The organism is Breznakia pachnodae, assembly GCF_030814225.1.
GTDB lineage: Bacteria > Bacillota_I > Bacilli_A > Erysipelotrichales > Erysipelotrichaceae > Breznakia > Breznakia pachnodae.
In genome coordinates this window covers 38,566-55,431 of sequence record NZ_JAUSUR010000007.1, presented here as the reverse complement: position 1 = coordinate 55,431, position 16,866 = coordinate 38,566, and the positions used below count along the sequence as shown (strand labels likewise).

The 16,866-nt window shown below is 31.7% G+C and carries 24 protein-coding genes; all 24 read left to right on the top strand.

What is annotated here, in order from left to right; all coding sequences use genetic code 11:
• Positions 1-34: 34 nt before the first annotated feature.
• The 24 genes from J2S15_RS16220 to J2S15_RS16105 all read left to right on the top strand — a co-directional run bounded on the left by J2S15_RS16220 (position 35) and on the right by J2S15_RS16105 (position 16,866).
• Positions 35-478, top strand: coding sequence for a hypothetical protein (locus J2S15_RS16220; RefSeq protein WP_307410226.1), 444 nt, complete (start codon positions 35-37; stop codon positions 476-478).
• Complete coding sequence (gene mobP3, locus J2S15_RS16215) at positions 471-2,147, top strand: MobP3 family relaxase (protein WP_307410224.1); 1,677 nt, start codon at positions 471-473, stop codon at positions 2,145-2,147. The genes J2S15_RS16220 and mobP3 overlap by 8 nt, the downstream gene beginning before the upstream one ends.
• 1 nt (position 2,148) lies before the next feature.
• The gene (locus J2S15_RS16210; protein ID WP_307410222.1) at positions 2,149-4,128 is read left to right on the top strand and encodes a type IV secretory system conjugative DNA transfer family protein; all 1,980 of its coding nucleotides are present in this window, start codon (positions 2,149-2,151) and stop codon (positions 4,126-4,128) included.
• Between the two features lie 14 nt (positions 4,129-4,142).
• Complete coding sequence (locus tag J2S15_RS16205) at positions 4,143-4,955, top strand: hypothetical protein (protein ID WP_307410220.1); 813 nt, start codon at positions 4,143-4,145, stop codon at positions 4,953-4,955.
• Positions 4,956-5,003: 48 nt separating this feature from the next.
• Positions 5,004-5,285 carry a hypothetical protein gene (locus tag J2S15_RS16200; RefSeq protein ID WP_307410219.1) on the top strand — a complete coding sequence of 94 codons (282 nt, stop codon included), beginning with the start codon at positions 5,004-5,006 and terminating at the stop codon, positions 5,283-5,285.
• Between the two features lie 80 nt (positions 5,286-5,365).
• Entirely contained in the window at positions 5,366-5,575 is a 210-nt protein-coding gene (locus tag J2S15_RS16195) for a hypothetical protein (protein WP_307410217.1), read from the top strand.
• Between the two features lie 511 nt (positions 5,576-6,086).
• Positions 6,087-7,253 (top strand): tyrosine-type recombinase/integrase, encoded by a 1,167-nt coding sequence (locus J2S15_RS16190; RefSeq protein ID WP_307410215.1) that lies wholly within the window; start codon positions 6,087-6,089, stop codon positions 7,251-7,253.
• A gap of 223 nt (positions 7,254-7,476) precedes the next feature.
• The gene (locus J2S15_RS16185) at positions 7,477-7,758 is read left to right on the top strand and encodes a TIGR04197 family type VII secretion effector (RefSeq protein ID WP_307410213.1); all 282 of its coding nucleotides are present in this window, start codon (positions 7,477-7,479) and stop codon (positions 7,756-7,758) included.
• Positions 7,759-7,771: 13 nt separating this feature from the next.
• Positions 7,772-8,122, top strand: coding sequence for a DUF3958 family protein (locus J2S15_RS16180; RefSeq protein WP_307410211.1), 351 nt, complete (start codon positions 7,772-7,774; stop codon positions 8,120-8,122).
• Positions 8,112-9,599, top strand: coding sequence for an HNH endonuclease signature motif containing protein (locus J2S15_RS16175; RefSeq protein WP_307410209.1), 1,488 nt, complete (start codon positions 8,112-8,114; stop codon positions 9,597-9,599). The genes J2S15_RS16180 and J2S15_RS16175 overlap by 11 nt, the downstream gene beginning before the upstream one ends.
• Before the next feature lie 2 nt (positions 9,600-9,601).
• Entirely contained in the window at positions 9,602-10,054 is a 453-nt protein-coding gene (locus J2S15_RS16170; protein WP_307410207.1) for a YrhA family protein, read from the top strand.
• A 231-nt stretch (positions 10,055-10,285) separates the two neighbouring features.
• Positions 10,286-10,537, top strand: a complete 252-nt coding sequence (locus tag J2S15_RS16165) for a hypothetical protein (protein ID WP_307410205.1) — start codon at positions 10,286-10,288, stop codon at positions 10,535-10,537.
• Positions 10,538-10,716: 179 nt separating this feature from the next.
• On the top strand, positions 10,717-10,962 hold the full coding sequence (locus tag J2S15_RS16160) for a hypothetical protein (protein ID WP_307410203.1): 246 nt from the start codon (positions 10,717-10,719) through the stop codon (positions 10,960-10,962).
• Positions 10,963-10,997: 35 nt separating this feature from the next.
• On the top strand, positions 10,998-11,711 hold the full coding sequence (locus J2S15_RS16155) for a DUF5131 family protein (protein ID WP_307410201.1): 714 nt from the start codon (positions 10,998-11,000) through the stop codon (positions 11,709-11,711).
• A 54-nt stretch (positions 11,712-11,765) separates the two neighbouring features.
• The gene (locus J2S15_RS16150) at positions 11,766-12,185 is read left to right on the top strand and encodes a hypothetical protein (RefSeq protein ID WP_307410199.1); all 420 of its coding nucleotides are present in this window, start codon (positions 11,766-11,768) and stop codon (positions 12,183-12,185) included.
• Positions 12,178-12,369, top strand: a complete 192-nt coding sequence (locus J2S15_RS16145) for a hypothetical protein (RefSeq protein WP_307410197.1) — start codon at positions 12,178-12,180, stop codon at positions 12,367-12,369. The genes J2S15_RS16150 and J2S15_RS16145 overlap by 8 nt, the downstream gene beginning before the upstream one ends.
• Complete coding sequence (locus tag J2S15_RS16140; protein WP_307410195.1) at positions 12,333-12,587, top strand: hypothetical protein; 255 nt, start codon at positions 12,333-12,335, stop codon at positions 12,585-12,587. Before J2S15_RS16145 ends, J2S15_RS16140 begins: the two co-directional genes overlap by 37 nt.
• Position 12,588: 1 nt before the next feature.
• Positions 12,589-13,317, top strand: a complete 729-nt coding sequence (locus J2S15_RS16135) for a hypothetical protein (protein WP_307410193.1) — start codon at positions 12,589-12,591, stop codon at positions 13,315-13,317.
• A gap of 25 nt (positions 13,318-13,342) precedes the next feature.
• Positions 13,343-13,777 (top strand): Lar family restriction alleviation protein, encoded by a 435-nt coding sequence (locus J2S15_RS16130; RefSeq protein ID WP_307410191.1) that lies wholly within the window; start codon positions 13,343-13,345, stop codon positions 13,775-13,777.
• 7 nt (positions 13,778-13,784) lie between these two features.
• Positions 13,785-15,221: a hypothetical protein gene (locus J2S15_RS16125; RefSeq protein ID WP_307410189.1), complete on the top strand. Its 1,437-nt coding sequence runs from the start codon at positions 13,785-13,787 to the stop codon at positions 15,219-15,221.
• A gap of 115 nt (positions 15,222-15,336) precedes the next feature.
• A complete protein-coding gene (locus J2S15_RS16120) occupies positions 15,337-15,774 on the top strand; it encodes a hypothetical protein (protein WP_307410187.1) in 438 nt (145 codons plus the stop codon).
• Between the two features lie 96 nt (positions 15,775-15,870).
• Positions 15,871-16,284 (top strand): hypothetical protein, encoded by a 414-nt coding sequence (locus J2S15_RS16115; protein ID WP_307410185.1) that lies wholly within the window; start codon positions 15,871-15,873, stop codon positions 16,282-16,284.
• A 35-nt stretch (positions 16,285-16,319) separates the two neighbouring features.
• Entirely contained in the window at positions 16,320-16,634 is a 315-nt protein-coding gene (locus J2S15_RS16110; RefSeq protein WP_307410184.1) for a hypothetical protein, read from the top strand.
• A gap of 31 nt (positions 16,635-16,665) precedes the next feature.
• Positions 16,666-16,866, top strand: coding sequence for a hypothetical protein (locus J2S15_RS16105; protein ID WP_307410181.1), 201 nt, complete (start codon positions 16,666-16,668; stop codon positions 16,864-16,866).

The window sequence follows — 16,866 nt, the reverse complement described above, 5'->3', positions numbered from 1 at the left end:
ATATATGATTTAAGTAGCAAAGAAAGGATAAGAAATGAGTAAGAAAATATCAGTGGCAGCATTAAGAGAAATAGATGCTGATCTATATGAAAGATTAGAAAAAATAATAGATGCAAAAGGATTAAAGATGAAGACAAAAAAAGCTGTACTAACATATGTGTTAGAGGATTATGCGAATATATACAATCTTCATGAATTCAATAATCCATATCTGATTGAACATATTCGATCGATTATTGATGCAGCTTGTAAAAGAACAGAAAATCATCTAGGAGGTAGGTTGACGAAGTTATCAATGGAGAATGCGATTAATCTTGGTATATTGAATAGAATCATTTTAGATTACTTTAATAAATATGAAGATAAAGAAGAGGTTCATAGATTATTAAATCGGTATCGACAAGAAGCAGTTGAGGATCTGCAGCATAATGTGAAACCTAAAAGTTACAGTGATCTCTTAAAGGAACATAATGAGTAGACTAATTGTTTTTTCTGATTATTTAAAACCAAGCGATAAAGCGCAAATTCTGTTTACTGTAAACTATATAGCTACAAGAGATGGAGTCGAATTGAATAAAGATTATGATGAGCTGACAAAAACAAGAGTATTAAATGAGAAAACTATACAATATGATCCAACTGAAAAACAGTTAAAGTTAATTGATCAAATGACAAAAGAATTTAAAGATTTAATACAATTAGATGAATATGGACTATTTGAAAACAATCCAAGTATGTATACGGCATCATTGTTTATTCATGAAGGAGTCCAGATGTTGGAAGAATTAGCGATGGGCAAGGAGCGGTATTTAAACTATATCGCTGAGCGTCCTGGAGTAGTAGCTAACAAAACAATGTCGCATGGATTGTTTGATCAGTTGGGTGATGCAGATTTAGAAGAATATAATAGACAACTACAAGAGCATACTGGAAATGTATGGAGAGATATTATTTCGCTAACACGATTAGACGCTGAAGAACTTGATTATGAGAATCAGGAATCATGGAAAACATTACTAAGAAATAAAATGAATGAAAAAGCAGAAGGTTTAGGAATACCAGAGGAAGATTTTAAATGGTGTGCTGCATTTCATGATGAAGGTTACCATCCTCATGTACATGTAATGTGTTGGGACGAAAAAGCAAGAAGTGGATTTCAAACAAGTGAGGATATAGAGAAATTTAAATCATCTCTTGCAAATGATATATTTTCTAATGAGATGTGGTTGGCTAAAGAATTGAAATATGAAACTCGTAAAGATTTAGAAAATGAATATAAAAAAGAAATAGAGGATATGATGAAAGAATCTTGCAAGGTTGGATCAGAAGAATTGAAAGATCACTTGGAAGACAGTATAGTGAAATTGTCTTCATATCTTAATGATTTTGGATCAAGAAGTTATGAATATCAAACGGCGGAGGTAAAGCAAAAGGTTAATTATTTAGTATCATCGATTCTAAGTACTGATCAGCTGCGACCACTATTGTCAGAATATGTAAAATCTCAAGAGAATATAGCAAGCTTCTATCAAAAGGATACGGCAGAATATGCTAATAAATTTTTGAATCAAATTATTAATCCAGGAAAGAGTGATCGTAAAGTTTTTCACAATACAATTATTCGTGCTGCATATGATATTAAGGATAATAATTATATGAAAAAACTTCTATTAGATAGTCATTTAGAAACTTTAAATAAGAAATTAGAAACTGGATATTCAATAAAAGGAGATGTGGATCCTGAGAGGTTGGTAAAAGCAGTTATAAAAGTGCAGTTACTGCAGGATAAGGATGTAGATGAGATACTTGATGAGGTAAATCGAATTCGACCTGATGAAGAAAAGAATCTTGAGACATTTCTAGACGTGAAAGATAAATCAACAATAAGAAAATCAGATATTATTGCATTAAATAAATCATTTAATGAAAAAATTGATAAGGATCTAGATTTTAATAAATTCTCAAGTACATGTGAAACTAACAATGCTCATGCAGCTGCAAAAGTAATGCAGCAATTCATGAGTTTTTTAGGTTCTGGATCCATACAAAATGATCGTGAGCTAAGACGCTTGCAATCATTAAGAAGAGAAGATGAGTTTGTAATGAAGAGAACACATATGCAAGAGAGAGCAAGAGGAGGGAATTGATATGGATTTAATAGCAAATATAGGTCTAGGCCCTTTGCTTATTGGATGTGCAATTATCCTGATTTGTATTATAGGTGGTATTGCATCAACCAGTGGCAATAAAAAGCTAAAAAATATTAAAGCTGAAGAAACTGGAGATGGTCAACACGGTACAGATCGTTTCATGACAGAAAAGGAAATGAGAGAATTTTATACAGTTGTAAAACTTCCTACTAAAATTCAAGATATGTCGCATGAATGGAAGCCTGGAAGAGTAGTACATTATATACCTAGGACACGGGAAGTATTTGTTGATACAAGTAACACACATGCTAGTATTGAAGCACCTACAGAAGTTGGTAAAACTTCTACATATTTTATACCTAATGTTCAATATAATATGATGGCTGGAGCAAACATGATTATACCAGGGAATAAACCTGAAGTAATGAATCTAACAATGGCAGATGCTCAAGCATTAGGATATTATACTCCAGTAATTGATTTTGATAATCCTGGTTCATCAATTGGTATTGATTTCTTTGATGAAATTATCGAAGGGTTAGAAATGCATAAAAAAACTGGAGACTTAATGTATTTAGCAGAAGCTGAGAGCGCTGCACAGAGATTAGCAGATGAAATTATCACAAAAAAAGATGCTGGTAACAATGTTAACCAGTTTTTTATTGGAGCTTCTTCAGCATTGATTCATTCGGTATCACTATTAGTTTGTATGTTTGGTAAACCTGATGAACGACATTTATCAAGTGTTGTATCACTTATTAAAGATATAAATGACCTTCCTGGTAAACCAGCTACAAAAGCATCTTCTCCAGAGGCCAAGATTAAGAGACTTCTGGAAGGAATGAAACCAGACTTTGGGCCAAAGAAACACATAGGTGCTGCATGGGGTGCGACAGAAGAAACAGAATCAAATATCTATGCTTCAGTTTTAGATGATTTAAAAGTATTTAATAATACACAGGCTGAACAAATTATATCAATGGGGACTAAAAAGAATTGTTTTACATATAGAGATCTAGTTGATAAAAAATGTATTTTATATATAAATATGCCAGAGACCAAACCTGAGTTTTTAGTTTTTGCAAAGTTGATCATAAAAAAGGTTACAACTCAGTTAGCGAATCATGCTTTGAAGCATTATGATGGTGTTCTTCCTAAAATTGTTAAAGTTATGTGGGATGAGTTTGGAGTTTCGCCTGCAGTTAAGGAATTTGAGAAAGATATGACAAATGATAGACAAAAAGGAATCTTGTTTGATTTGATTTATCAGGATAAAGCACAGGTTAAATATAATTATGGAGAAGACTTAGATAAAATTATTCGAAACTCTTGTGCAACTCAAATCGTTTTAGGTCTTGCTCCTACAGACGAAGAAAGAGCAAAAGCTATTTCAGAATCAATAGGAACGAAAACAATAAAAACAGGTAGTGTATCTAAAACTTATAATAGTGGTCCAAACGCAGGTAGAAGTAGTTCAATAAGTGAACAAATGACCGATCGTTATCTTATGACTGCAGGTGAAATTTTACGGATGGAAAATAAAGAGATACGACTATTGTTTAGGAGAAGCAAATACCCATTCAAAGCTTACTTCCCTTCTTACTATAAAGAAGAATGGGGACTTACTCCCAAGCCAAGGGATAAAAGTCAAAGAGAAGTGAAATATTATGATGTTAGTTACATGCCTTTTGAGGATATACAAGAGTACTTAGATCGAATCAGGAAAGAAAATGGAACATTTAGTGAGTCTTCTATAAACGTTTCGTTTATTCCTGAATTGAACCTAAAGAATCAATCGAAGGAAGATGCATTTCTAACAGTTATGAATCAGATATCAGAAATTACAAATCGTGATGTAGAAGCTTTGAGTCTGTTAGATGATAGAAGGTATCCTGAATTCATGAAATATATGAAGAAATATTCTGCAAAAATATCGCGCTTTGAGCTACAGAGTTTGCTTGAGCAAGTAGCAGATTAGAAAGAGGTGAATGAATGCTATATTATATAAGAAAAAAGATGCTGGAGGTTGTATTACATGCATACCCTGATTTCTATGATAAATATAAAAATTTTTATTTAGAATGCTCATATAAAGAAGTAAAAAAGAATTCAAAATATTATTTTGAGCTAAAGAAAGTAACAATTAATAATTTATCTGGAGAGCCAGGACATGTATTTATATCTGCATTAATTGCATTAACTGAACATATTGATATTATCAATCGAAAAGAGACACATCCTGATCGTGATTTTTTTATGATTTTACGTAAATTATTGAGTGTGTCATTGAGTAGGAATATTATTAAAATAGAAGACTTAAAATCTTATTCTGATCAGAAGATGAGGAATCGTATACAAAAGGAATTTTCTAGTTTTTCGAACTGGACAGAAAAAGTCGACCAAGACCTAAAAATAACATATGTCTATATTAATGTTTATGATAGTTTTATGATCAAGACAATCTTGAAGAATAATAGCTATATGTATGATAAGGAACAAGCGTGTTGGACAAAAGAACTTTTATATGATGAAATGAAAGACGAGGAAGCTTTTATTGAAGAATACAAGAATAAGGCAACGTTTCAAATAGTGGCCGATAATTCATTTTTGATTCGTCCAGTTTATTTGATGAAACTGAAAACATATTCAAAAGAAGATGCACCGTTATTAAGAGCTCTTGAATATCAATATGATCGAGTAAAGAATTTATGGCAGAAGATTGTATTAGCTTGTGAGTTGGATCAGGAATATAAAAATATAAAGAATATTCCAAAACAGAATGTAACAATCTCATCAAACACTTAACCCTGGTATTTATTACCAGGGTATTTTTTTCGTGTTATAATGGGTAGTATGAAAAAGATAAAAGTAGATGTGGTAGTATTAGAACAAAATAATGAAAGAGAACCTTTATTCATAGTCTACCAAGATAGAAAACATAAAATATCACACTCAACAAAATTACAAGTTAATTACTATTCAAACAACAATAAAGCACTTGCATACAAAGTTAAGATTGCTTCAGTTGAGTTTAAACTGTATAACGATTTTATAAAGGGCGCACCAACAACTCATTGGTTCGTGGATGGAGATGCTTGTGAGTTGTTTGCATTCAATAATACTTTTTCGTTTTAGAAATAAATGGAATATTAATAATTAATGATATTTCATATTACAGCTGAGTTATAATGTATAAGGAAAATGGAGGGCTTGAGATGGCTGATTGGTATAATTTGAAAATGTCTATTGCAGAAGGGTATATTAAAGATAATAAAATTAAGTGGGATGAGATAAATCATGATCAACTGTTTTATCTAGCTGTAGAACTAAATATTCCTGATTCAGTATTAGCAATTATGTTTGATGTGACAAAGAATCAAGTAACTTATAAGAGAAGAGTGAAATACAATATTAAAATCGTATAGGATATATTTCATATTAAATGTTCCAGATAAATAAAGATTGGGTTTTAAAAAGAAATATAGTAAAATTGATAGCGGAGGTATCTTCTATGACAGAAGTAACTCTTTGTGTAGGTGGTAGTCAGAGGTTATTGTTATGTACGAGGTTATCCTTGTACTTTGTTTACTTATTGTTATAATTAAGCATAATAATTAATTAATATCCTTTGCCACTTGCACAATAAAAGGACATTGCTTGCAACAATGTCCTTTTCTTTTGGTAATATCCTTTACCACTATCCACATTATAGCTAGAAAGTAATAAGAAGTCAATTTTAATAACCTTTAGTAGGGAGTATATGACTAATTACTCATTTACTTACAAGCATATATTTATCTTCAATTTCTATCCATTAATTTACACGTTTGTTTGATTTTAGTAAATTGGTAGCGTATGGGAGGGGTGAGAAAATGTGATAGATATTTTATGCATTAAGTAGAAAGAAAAAAAGAGGGCTATAAAAAGGAGAAAAAGATGAAAGAACAAAATATAAATACATTAAATGATTTAATCAATGCATATGATACGAAAAAATATCGAGATATAAAAACAGCAACAAAAATTACAAACAGCAATACAAAAAAAGTATTTGTAAATTGGCTAGATTTAAAGTTAGAAGAAATTACAACTGAACTTATTGAAGTGGAAATATTAGATCCAATACATAAGCATTTATCAATAGATTATACAAATAAAGTTAGAGCATATATTAATAAGATATACAATTGGGCCGTTAGAGAAAAGATTGTAAAGGAGAATCCAGTGACAAATATTAGGGAATATAAAAATCCAGACAGAATAAAGCAGGATATTATGTACTATTCACCAGAACAATGGAAAGTAATATATAGTGGCTATGAAAGATTAGTAAAAAATAGACCTGTTGACTATCCGTATTTGGTAATCACATCAATGCTTTATTATATGGGATTCAGGGTAGGAGAAGCGTTGGCTTTACGCAGAACTGATATTATCGATAACGAATATGTAAGAATAAATAAGACATGTACATTTTGCACGAAAGAGCAAATATCATCTGGATATATAGTAACAACGACCAAGACCGATAATTCAATTAGGCTTATAAAAATGCCCATAGTAATGCAAAGGATTATGAGTAAATATCTTGATTACTTTGAAAAACGATATCCTAAAAGTGCCCCTTTCTTATTTGGGGGATACTCACCAATCAATATAAGAATGGTTAGGAGAAAATTTCATAAGGTTACTAGTCTAGCTGAATTGCCCAAGATAAAACTACATAGTTTAAGACATAGCCATGCATCATTATTAATTAATAGAGGTGCTCCAGCGAAAGCTGTAGCGGAAAGATTAGGAAACACTGAAGCAGAGATTCTAAAAACATATAGTCATCTCTTTAAGTCAACGTCAGATGCTTGTGTAGATATAATAGATGAAGAATTTTTAATTAGCTCATTAGGAGAGAACTCAGCTGAGAGAAAAGCAAATGTCACTGTTTTGAAAGCAATAGGCTATAATTTAGATGATATAAATAAATGTTTATCGTCACTAGAAAGCAAGAAGATATCGTATAAAAATATTATTAGAGAAGTTACGAAAAAGTTGATAGATGATGAAGGCTTTCATGGTGTATTGTGTGATTTATTATTGCAAAAATAATTTAGGAAGTTAGTATTAAAGAAATAATTAAGTGTATGTATGTAAGCTTTAATGTGAAACATAATGTTCCAATGTTAGAGCAACTGAGGAAGAAGTGAGTTTGAAATAGTCTGTACTTACTTCTTTTGTTATAATTTGACCACATGTGCTCATAGCAATATGTATGATTGAAAATAAATAATGATATTGTTATAATTTAGACAATATCAGGAGGGAGGGGCAAATGACAACATTAAAAAGTAATAAAGGAGTTGCCAGAAAGATTAGCGAAGATATGGCTACCGTTGCTAATCAAGGTTTAGGTGTTGAAAATGATTCAATGCTTGCAACTAAAACGAATGTAAAAGGCAACAAAAAAGCAAAGAATAGTTTGCAGAGAACAACAAGTAGTGTAAGTCGTCTTGCTGCAGCATTTAAGAAAGATAGTAAGAAGATATCTATGCTAGGAAATGCTTTTGATGCAGTGGATACGGAATTCAAACATAGATTAAAGAAAAACTTTTAGGAAAGGCGAAACTATGAATGAAGAATACAGAGGAAAATTACAGTTTATTCAAGATGAGTCAGATATAGTAATAAACAAGATGAAAAAACTTGGTGTACATAAAGAAGAACTAAATGAACTATATCAAGATCAAAGAAGGTTTTTAGATGATTTGCTATCAAATGATAACAGTGATGAGTTTAATAGAGACATTGAAATGTTAAATTCAGATATTATTACTATGCAAAATCAAAGTATGCAAAAGTTAGAAGAAACTCAAGATGAGTTACAATATGAAAAAAAGAAACTTGATTTAAAAGAGGAAGATCTGTTTGAGCAATTAAAGAATATAGAAGTAAAGGACGAAGATACTTATGTCGATTAATATGTATTTAGATGAAGTCCAAACGCAAACGCAGTATGCAAATAAACTAGCAGTTGCTTATCGCAATTATGCAGGTAAAATAGATGATGTAATACAGGCGTATTATAATTCCGAGTTAAGTGGAAAAGCTTATGATTCAAATAAGGAGTATTTCTTAAGTGTATACACACCATTATCACGAGGACTAAAGTTAGTGAGTAATTCATTAATGAATGCACATTACATGTTTCCATTAATGTATGAATCTGACGTATATACAGGAAATATAGAAGAGCATAAATTAGAGGAACAAATTAGACAATGTAAGAATTATATTTATTTGTTAGATTCAATTCAACAAGGGCTTCCATACATGGACTGGTACTTGGAGCAAAACATTGAAGCAATGGAGCGCTTACTGAGAGCACTAACGCAACGCTTAGCTAGCTTTCGAGCATTTAATCATGAATCACCAAGAATATTTGATGACGTACTTTCTCTAATTGATAAAGTGGAAGTTGGATTAACTTTGGTGGAAAGTGGTAAAGGGTATGATGAATTGACCCAATCATTTAATATCAAAGGATTAGATTTAAGCTGGGCAAATGAGATTAATAAAATTGCAGATGAAAGAAAATATAGAACAACAATGCGTGAGCAAGAACTTGAATTGCAAGGTCAAGTGTTTAAAGAAGGATTTGAGAAAAAGCAATATGTAAGTGTTGATATCTATGGACAACAGAAAATGATGTGGTTAGATAATCCACCATACATTAGTCAAGAAGACATACAGTTTAATGACAAGTATGAGTTATGGTTAAATGAGATGGCAGACTTATATGGAAAAGAAGTAATATTTGGAGAATCAAAAGATATTGATTATCTTTCACAAATGGCTTGGGAAGCAAGAGAAGGAATTGATTATTATTCAGGAATAAAATTAACAGATACTGAAATTCTGCAAAGAAAGTCAGCACTTTTAAGTTATGGAGTTAATACTGGTATAGGAATATATTGGTCGACATATAAAGAAAGAATGATAAAAAAAGAACAAGGTAACTTTGTATATAAGTTAGGAAAAGATAAAACTGCTGTAGAACTTAAGGGAGTGAAAACACAGGAAATCACATTAACTAAAACAGATGATAAGACTTATATTCAGTTGCAAAAAGATTATAATGGAATCAGAAATCAATTTATAAAGGATTTTGCAAATACCTATAGCTCTGATTTAAGTTCAATGGGTTTTACAGATAAAGATATTTATAGAATGCAAAATGGTTATGTTCCAGAAGGGTATCAGGTACACCATATTATTCCATTAAAATTAGGTGGTACGAATGATTATAGCAATCTTGTATTAATAAAGAATGATCCATACCACAAAACTATTACAGCTTATCAAAACTCACTTACACAATGTTTAGATCCTGGAATGTCAATAACACTTGATTGGCCAGTGTTAAAAGGGAATTACTATTATAACGGAGGAAGATAATTATGAATGATATGATGTTAAGTAAAGAACTATGCAAAAGTATAGAATGTATTGATGAAATAGAGAGAAAGTTTGGTTCAACTATTTACAAAGATTTAAAAAGTGGAAGTGAAGACGTTTTTAGGAAATGGTGGGAAGCAAAGTTTTCTGAATTACCTGTTCCTGAAGTATATATTGAATTTTCAAAGAAAGTTGACAAGTTCAATTTCAATGGATTGTTTTTTTACAGCCTAAATAAGGAAATTGAAAATAATATTTATGATAATAATGATATTGATGGATTACCAGAAGGCTTAACTGATTATGTAATATTTGGAGATTATGATTTATCATGGTATGCTCAATCGAGAATGAGTGGTAAGTATGTAGTTTTATCTAAGCCTTGTTCAGATGTTGAAAAAGAATTTGATACTGTTACTGATTTGCTCATAGAAGCATTATCAACCGTAGTTTGATGAAAAACTAACTTTTATTTCCTAAAACTATTGACAGATGTACTTTAAAGAACTATAATATAAATATAGAAAAAAGTGATATATTTATCTAAGTATTGGATAAATTAAACTCTCGGTTCGATTCCGACCGGGACCACCATTTGAAGAGAATTAGAGACTCTTTGAAGATTGCTTATGCAACTTCAAAGAGTCTCTTTTTTGTTTATATGAGGCTATATAAGGAGGTGACCAATGAACAAAAAACAAGAACAAAGGATTGATGAAGTAACAAATGTGTTTTATGAAAATTTTCTAAAAAAACTAAGAGAGTGTAATAAAACAAAAACAGATTTTGCTAGAGATACTGGAAAGGACGTTAGTTGGTTTCTAAAGATAGCTAGACAAAAAAAGAAAACAGCTATTAATCTACCTATGATTGCAATCATGGCAGATTATGTTAACTGTCCAGTTAGTGAATTATTTATTGAGAATAATGACATGTAAAATAAAAAAATCTAATTCCTGAGATTGGCATCCATCGAATTAGATTACAGATTTAACATGAACCAAAATTTTATGGTAGTTTACCAGAGCTTTTCGTCATGTTTACATGAACATTATATCAAATTATACAGAATAATCAAGGCGTAAAGTTCCTAATTCGGGAAAAAGGAGGATCTATTATGGATATGACAGATAAAACAAATAATTATATAGAAGATATTGAATTTGTACATGATGTAGTTTCTGCTGGTGGTTGTCTAGAAATGCACAGTCTTGGATTTTGGTTGAAAGACTATGTAGGTAACATCATAGGCAACTTAAGTGATCCAGTGTGTTCAAAGTATAGAGAAATATATGGATCTCAGAGAGTTGTAAATTACAAAGGCGAAAGAATCTTGAGTGATGAGAAATTAACTCTCTTCTAAACTTACAACATTACACATGAAAGGAATTAACAATTATGAATAACACAAAAATAGAATGGTGTGATGTAACGATAAACCCAGTTATTGGATGCACCCATGGGTGTCCTTACTGTTATGCGAAAAGAATGAACGATCGATTTGGATGGATTGATGATTGGAGCACGCCACAATTCTTTCCTAATCAGTTAATGAAATTAAAAGATAGTAAAGAACCAAAGAACATCTTTATGAATAGTATGAGTGATATTGCAGATTGGCAAGGAGCACCATTTATCAGTTTATTAAGTAAAATCGAATGTCATCCTAAGCATAATTACTTATTTTTAACCAAAAGACCAGAAGAGTTAAACGTTGATGCAAGTGCAATGCTGTATATGCTGAATCATAATTATCCAAGTCATAAATTATGGTTTGGGGTAACTGTAACAAATACTAATGAGACAAGAAGAATGGACGTACTATATCAAAAGACAATGTATATAAATGAGGTTAATAGGTTTATATCAATCGAACCTATGTTAGATAGAATTAGTTTTCTACCTTTAAAAGTTGGATTTCATTGGATCATAATCGGTGCTGAAACTGGAAACAGAAAAGGTAAAGTAATTCCGAAAAAAGAATGGATTGATCATATTGTTCATCAAGCCAACAGAGCTAATGTTCCAGTGTTTATGAAAGATAGTTTAATTTCTATAGTTGGTGAAGCAAATATGAAAAGAGAGTTTCCCAAAAGACTAAGGAAGGTATAAGAATTTGGAACATAGATTGATATTGGAAAGTAAACCAGGCACAGGGAGAACCAGATGAAAAGAGAAATACTATTGGAAGAAGGAAGAATCTCATCATTAGCAATAGACAAAACTACTAATACAAGAGTAAAAGTTAAAGAAGCTGATTTTGAAAGGCATGTAGTAACGATCATAGATGGTGATGGGAAAACAGATTTAAGATTTTTTAGTGAAATCCAATGTATTCAAATTGTAGATGATGAAACAATCGAACCAATGAATACTGGAGCATATAGATCACTAAAATATGAAGAATTGAAGAAAGGTTTAAAAGTATTTGATAAACGTTATGGAATATGGCGAACAGTACATAAAACATGGATCAAAGAAAAATATAAAATGGTTCAGTTCCGAAGTGATGAAAATAAAGGATATGCTGTCGCACAACTATACTGTGATGACCGGTTCTATATAAAGGAGAAAGATGATGAATAATTTAGAAATCATAGAAATGATTAAAGAAGAATTTAAAGACCATAAAGCAACCATTGTAACAGCTACAGATGAGGTAACAGTTATGGATTGGAAACGTGATGGATCTAGAATTTACTCGATAAGATATATCGCAACTCAAAATCATCTGTGTATAACTGCTACATTCCATATATACTCGATTTAGAAGAACCAGTAGAAGAAGGGTCAACAACATACAGTGTTACTTATACAAGAGGACATCAAAGAATAGAAATTCAAGTTCCTCTAATTGATTACTACTATTCACAAGGATTGGAAGAAGAAGTGAACGTAGAAGAAATCAGAAGTAAATCATATGAATTATTTTCTAATAGATTTGATGATTATCAACAAAAAGTAAGGGAAGAAACTGGAGGAGAATGAGATGGAATTTCTACAATATTTTATTGATGTATTGATAAGTGGGATATTATTCTTGCCATTAGGATTATTAGAGGCTGTTGAAGCGTTAACTGGAAATACATATACCTTCTTAGCTTGGTTTGTAAATTTAGGAACGATCATCTTATTGATGGTTGTAATTGTAGTGGTATTGATTGATGTATCTAGCGATAAGAATATAAAAAATTTCTTAAAGCGAATCGTATGGACAATTATTGGTTACTTTTCGGTAAATATACTATTGTCACTTCCCGTGTTGCTCTATGAATACAACAATTACTATCAGAATAGCCAATTTACAATATTTACCGTAGTTGTGCTGTATGTCACAGTTGCTGGTGTTGTACTAGCTGTGCATGGAGAGCGAAAGAGTGATTTCAGAACCTACACAACGCATAACTGCAAGGTACTAATGATTATGTATTCACCTGCAAGAGTAGAAGATGATTCTTATACTACGTTTATTAATACAGGAAGTGGGGTGAATGTGCCTATCCACCATGATTCATCAACTTATCATGAAGCGCATATTCGTTTGTTGTTGCAGCCTTTAAAAGACGGTTTGTGGGCTTATGAAGATGCGACGATAGGTATAGAACTGTACCGATTAAAAGAACTACAGGAAGGAAGCGTTATTGATATTACAACAATTAGTAATGATACATATGAAAATGAGTCATTTGTAATAACAGATTATGAAGTGATCAAATAAAGAAAATAAAAGTGAGGTTAGGAATATGGATAATAAGAATTTAAACCCTTGTCCGTTTTGTGGGAGCGTAAACTTAACTACTAATCATTGTAACCAAGAATTATATTCGCATGCAGAAGAATGGTTGTATTACGTTTCTTGCATGAAGTGTGAAGGAAAGGGAGGTTATGGATCTACAAGAGAAGAAAGTCATATGAAATGGAATATGAGATTTGTGGCTAACATTCAAGTGGCTCAGGAACTTCCTGTATCGATAGGAAACGAATATGAAGTAATATCAGATACGTTTTATTGGCTTCATGACGAAGAAACTAAGAATAACGGTGCTTTAAAGAAGGGAGACAAATACAAATTGGTTGATCGCAATGTGAAAAAGGCAATTTTAGAGAAAGAGGATGACGGGACAATAATAGAGGTTTATAGAGAACTAATAAATGTTGAGACCTTTAAGATGGTGTAGGTTGATGATGGAGAATATAAATTATGAATTTCTTCGAAAGATTCATGAAGGGATTGATGAAAAATGTCATATAGCAATTACCAAGAACTGGGATCCCAGCAATGATTTTGTAATTTTCCCAGATAAGAGTTATTTCTATGATCAAGTATTTAATGAAGATGAGTTTTATGCACATGTGGATGGCATTCTAAGTCGAGAAGAAGATGATGCATATTTCAGTATTAACTCCTTTCGAGGAAGGAAAAAGATTGAAGATGATGTCTGGCATTTAAATGCTTTTGCACTAGATTTTGATTACTACAAAATTAAAGAATATGAGAATTACACTGCAGAGCAGATGTATGAAGTGCTCAAAGATAAGTTGCCTCTTCCACCTACAGCAGTTGTTGATTCAGGTAGAGGGTTATATATCATCTATACCATCAAACATTGTTCTAGAAAGATGACAGGCACATATAAGAGTATCTATAAGACATTTTGTGCTTTATTCGAAGAGTATGGAATGGATGCACGTGCAATGAATGTAACGCAAATCATTCGGATTCCGGGAACTTATAATTCCAAAGTGCAAGAAGAGGTGAGAGTGCTGGAGCTACATGATACCCAGTACAAGATAGAAGAATTCTACCACTTATTTCCTTATACCCAAGAAGAAGTGAAGGTACATAAGGAGAAAAGAGCTGTGAAGAACCGAAAACGTCAAAAACAGATACAACTTCATTTTATGGAAAATGAGGAAGTATTCAATCATAAACAAAAGAAACATGCTCTAGCAATCTTTGATGATTTCGAACGATTGATCAGTCTTAGAAACAAAGCAAAGATACGCGACGGGTATCGTGAAACACTGATTTTCTTAGTAAGACGATATTGCAGGTGGTATGGAGCCTCTCCAGAGGAAGAAATGAAGTATGCAAGAAAGTATAATGACATGTTTCTTGTTCCCTTAGATGAAAAGGAACTCGTACATAATACTAAGCCTGCAGGCAAAAAGCGACGTCCTGGTATTAAATGGATCATTGAGAAAATGTCAAAGCAAGGTGGGGGAGGTATCACGCCAGAGGAACAGAAACATTTGAGGATATTACGCAGTAAGAAACTAAAGGATGCATCGTATCAAAAACGAAAGCGAAAGATGCAGTTGCTTAATATTACACCTAAGCAAAAGGAGATACTGGAGCGACGTACACGTGTAATTGAATTGAAACGAGATGGTAGACGCAATAAATATATTGCAGATAAGCTAGGTCTCGATAAAAGCATGGTTACAAGAGACTTACAGTACATCAGGACACATGCATGGCAATTTAAAAAGGAATTGAAAGAAATAATGGATGAGTTATTGTCCAATTTAAACACAACAATATTTACTCGATATATTAGATATGATGAACAAAAACGGTTCACAGAATGGCTGGAATCAAGCGAGATAATGCTAAATTAAATCACAGCGCCTAGGGGCGTTGCAAAAAAACTAGTAGCTTTTATGATATACGTCAAGAAAGCATTGATTTCCCACCATATCAACAATGACTACAGACTATACGAAGGAGATACCTATGAATGAATACTACAAACAAGATGAATTTCTTCAATTAAAAATAGATGTGGAACTTGCTCTACTTGACTATTTGATTGAAGTAGATATAACTCATGAAGAACTTATAGAACTAAAGACATGGATCAGTGAAGGGAATGATTATAACGATAATGGAAATTATGTTTCTAATGAAAATGGTCAGTCCATGGATTTTATAAATGCAGAACGATTTTACAGCGAGTTATGTGAAAAGAAATCGGAAGAGGATATTTTATGCATCACAGAAGAAATTATAAATATGATATCAAAGATGGATATCAATGATGAAGCAAAACATCTTCATATGACAGCAATCCGGATTATTGCGAATGCAGCTGCTCCATATAGTGAAACTTATAGAATTCTACAATTATCGAAACAACAACATGCAGAATTGCTTCAAGGAGATGATTCATAGTTATGGACATTGTACCAAATCATTGAGTTTTAAAATATCCTGATGATTGAAGTATCGACACATACAAATTGATTTTCAAGAAACGAGGTGAATTAGATGAAAAAAGATAAAGCAGACATAGAGTACTCACTAACACACAGAGAGTTAAAACGACTAGAATTGGAGGAAAAGATAAAACTTTTAGAACCAATTAACTATGATTCATTTACAGAGGCTGACCTGAGATTTGTAATAAAATGCTATCTAGAATCAAGAAATATTAAGGGTGCTCGGTATAAATCTATTAAAACTAAAGATTTACTTTCAACACTCAAATTAATGCATCTAAACAAAATAACATTAGAATTTTTTTGGGAAGATATTACTGGAGAAAGAAAAAAAAGCAGACAAATGCTCGTAAGAGCAATTCGGCCACTTTTCTCGCAAAAAGAATTTGATGATTGGTTTATGTTTATAGGAAACTTCGAATCAATTGAATTAATGCTGGAATGGCTTGACTTAGATTCATAGAGTATAGCAATGGTAGTAAGAAAAAGGAGAATTAGATGGCGAAGGCAATAGGATACATTCTTGATGCGAATGGATATTACAGACAGAAATGGTATTTTGAATTAACAGCTCGTAAGATAGCAATGTTTATTAGAGATAACAAGAGTAATAATCTCATCATAACTGATCAAGCTGATAATTTAATATGCACCACTTTACCATTTGGTTTCTTAGACCGAATGGGCGATGACTATATAAATTTTAGAGATGAGTTGCTTGAGCAGCAGCTGGAATGGCAATTAGGATCTAACAATTTAGGTGAACTTAAATTTAAAAAAGATTCAGATCATAACATGATTGAAACTAAATAGATTTTTATAAAAAAATTAAAGGAGTGATGAAATGAACGACGACAACAAAGTATCTTGGAAAGAGACTTTAATAAGTGCATTAGTATTAGCGGTTTTCCTTTATTCAGGATTATCACTATTATCCATCATAGAGAGTAACATAAGAAACTTTGCAGGAATTTATAGTTTGATGATTTTCTCGATTATATTGATTGAAAGTCTCGAAATTAAACAAGTGGAAAGGAAAAGATAA

Excerpts from the sequence above, each read along its gene's own strand:
- J2S15_RS16220 (WP_307410226.1), top strand. The coding sequence starts at position 35 with ATGAGTAAGAAAATATCAGTGGCAGCATTAAGAGAAATAGATGCTGAT.
- mobP3 (WP_307410224.1), top strand. The coding sequence starts at position 471 with ATGAGTAGACTAATTGTTTTTTCTGATTATTTAAAACCAAGCGATAAA.
- J2S15_RS16210 (WP_307410222.1), top strand. The coding sequence starts at position 2,149 with ATGGATTTAATAGCAAATATAGGTCTAGGCCCTTTGCTTATTGGATGT.
- J2S15_RS16205 (WP_307410220.1), top strand. The coding sequence starts at position 4,143 with ATGCTATATTATATAAGAAAAAAGATGCTGGAGGTTGTATTACATGCA.
- J2S15_RS16200 (WP_307410219.1), top strand. The coding sequence starts at position 5,004 with ATGAAAAAGATAAAAGTAGATGTGGTAGTATTAGAACAAAATAATGAA.
- J2S15_RS16195 (WP_307410217.1), top strand. The coding sequence starts at position 5,366 with ATGGCTGATTGGTATAATTTGAAAATGTCTATTGCAGAAGGGTATATT.
- J2S15_RS16190 (WP_307410215.1), top strand. The coding sequence starts at position 6,087 with ATGAAAGAACAAAATATAAATACATTAAATGATTTAATCAATGCATAT.
- J2S15_RS16185 (WP_307410213.1), top strand. The coding sequence starts at position 7,477 with ATGACAACATTAAAAAGTAATAAAGGAGTTGCCAGAAAGATTAGCGAA.
- J2S15_RS16180 (WP_307410211.1), top strand. The coding sequence starts at position 7,772 with ATGAATGAAGAATACAGAGGAAAATTACAGTTTATTCAAGATGAGTCA.
- J2S15_RS16175 (WP_307410209.1), top strand. The coding sequence starts at position 8,112 with ATGTCGATTAATATGTATTTAGATGAAGTCCAAACGCAAACGCAGTAT.
- J2S15_RS16170 (WP_307410207.1), top strand. The coding sequence starts at position 9,602 with ATGAATGATATGATGTTAAGTAAAGAACTATGCAAAAGTATAGAATGT.
- J2S15_RS16165 (WP_307410205.1), top strand. The coding sequence starts at position 10,286 with ATGAACAAAAAACAAGAACAAAGGATTGATGAAGTAACAAATGTGTTT.
- J2S15_RS16160 (WP_307410203.1), top strand. The coding sequence starts at position 10,717 with ATGGATATGACAGATAAAACAAATAATTATATAGAAGATATTGAATTT.
- J2S15_RS16155 (WP_307410201.1), top strand. The coding sequence starts at position 10,998 with ATGAATAACACAAAAATAGAATGGTGTGATGTAACGATAAACCCAGTT.
- J2S15_RS16150 (WP_307410199.1), top strand. The coding sequence starts at position 11,766 with ATGAAAAGAGAAATACTATTGGAAGAAGGAAGAATCTCATCATTAGCA.
- J2S15_RS16145 (WP_307410197.1), top strand. The coding sequence starts at position 12,178 with ATGAATAATTTAGAAATCATAGAAATGATTAAAGAAGAATTTAAAGAC.
- J2S15_RS16135 (WP_307410193.1), top strand. The coding sequence starts at position 12,589 with ATGGAATTTCTACAATATTTTATTGATGTATTGATAAGTGGGATATTA.
- J2S15_RS16130 (WP_307410191.1), top strand. The coding sequence starts at position 13,343 with ATGGATAATAAGAATTTAAACCCTTGTCCGTTTTGTGGGAGCGTAAAC.
- J2S15_RS16125 (WP_307410189.1), top strand. The coding sequence starts at position 13,785 with ATGGAGAATATAAATTATGAATTTCTTCGAAAGATTCATGAAGGGATT.
- J2S15_RS16120 (WP_307410187.1), top strand. The coding sequence starts at position 15,337 with ATGAATGAATACTACAAACAAGATGAATTTCTTCAATTAAAAATAGAT.
- J2S15_RS16115 (WP_307410185.1), top strand. The coding sequence starts at position 15,871 with ATGAAAAAAGATAAAGCAGACATAGAGTACTCACTAACACACAGAGAG.
- J2S15_RS16110 (WP_307410184.1), top strand. The coding sequence starts at position 16,320 with ATGGCGAAGGCAATAGGATACATTCTTGATGCGAATGGATATTACAGA.
- J2S15_RS16105 (WP_307410181.1), top strand. The coding sequence starts at position 16,666 with ATGAACGACGACAACAAAGTATCTTGGAAAGAGACTTTAATAAGTGCA.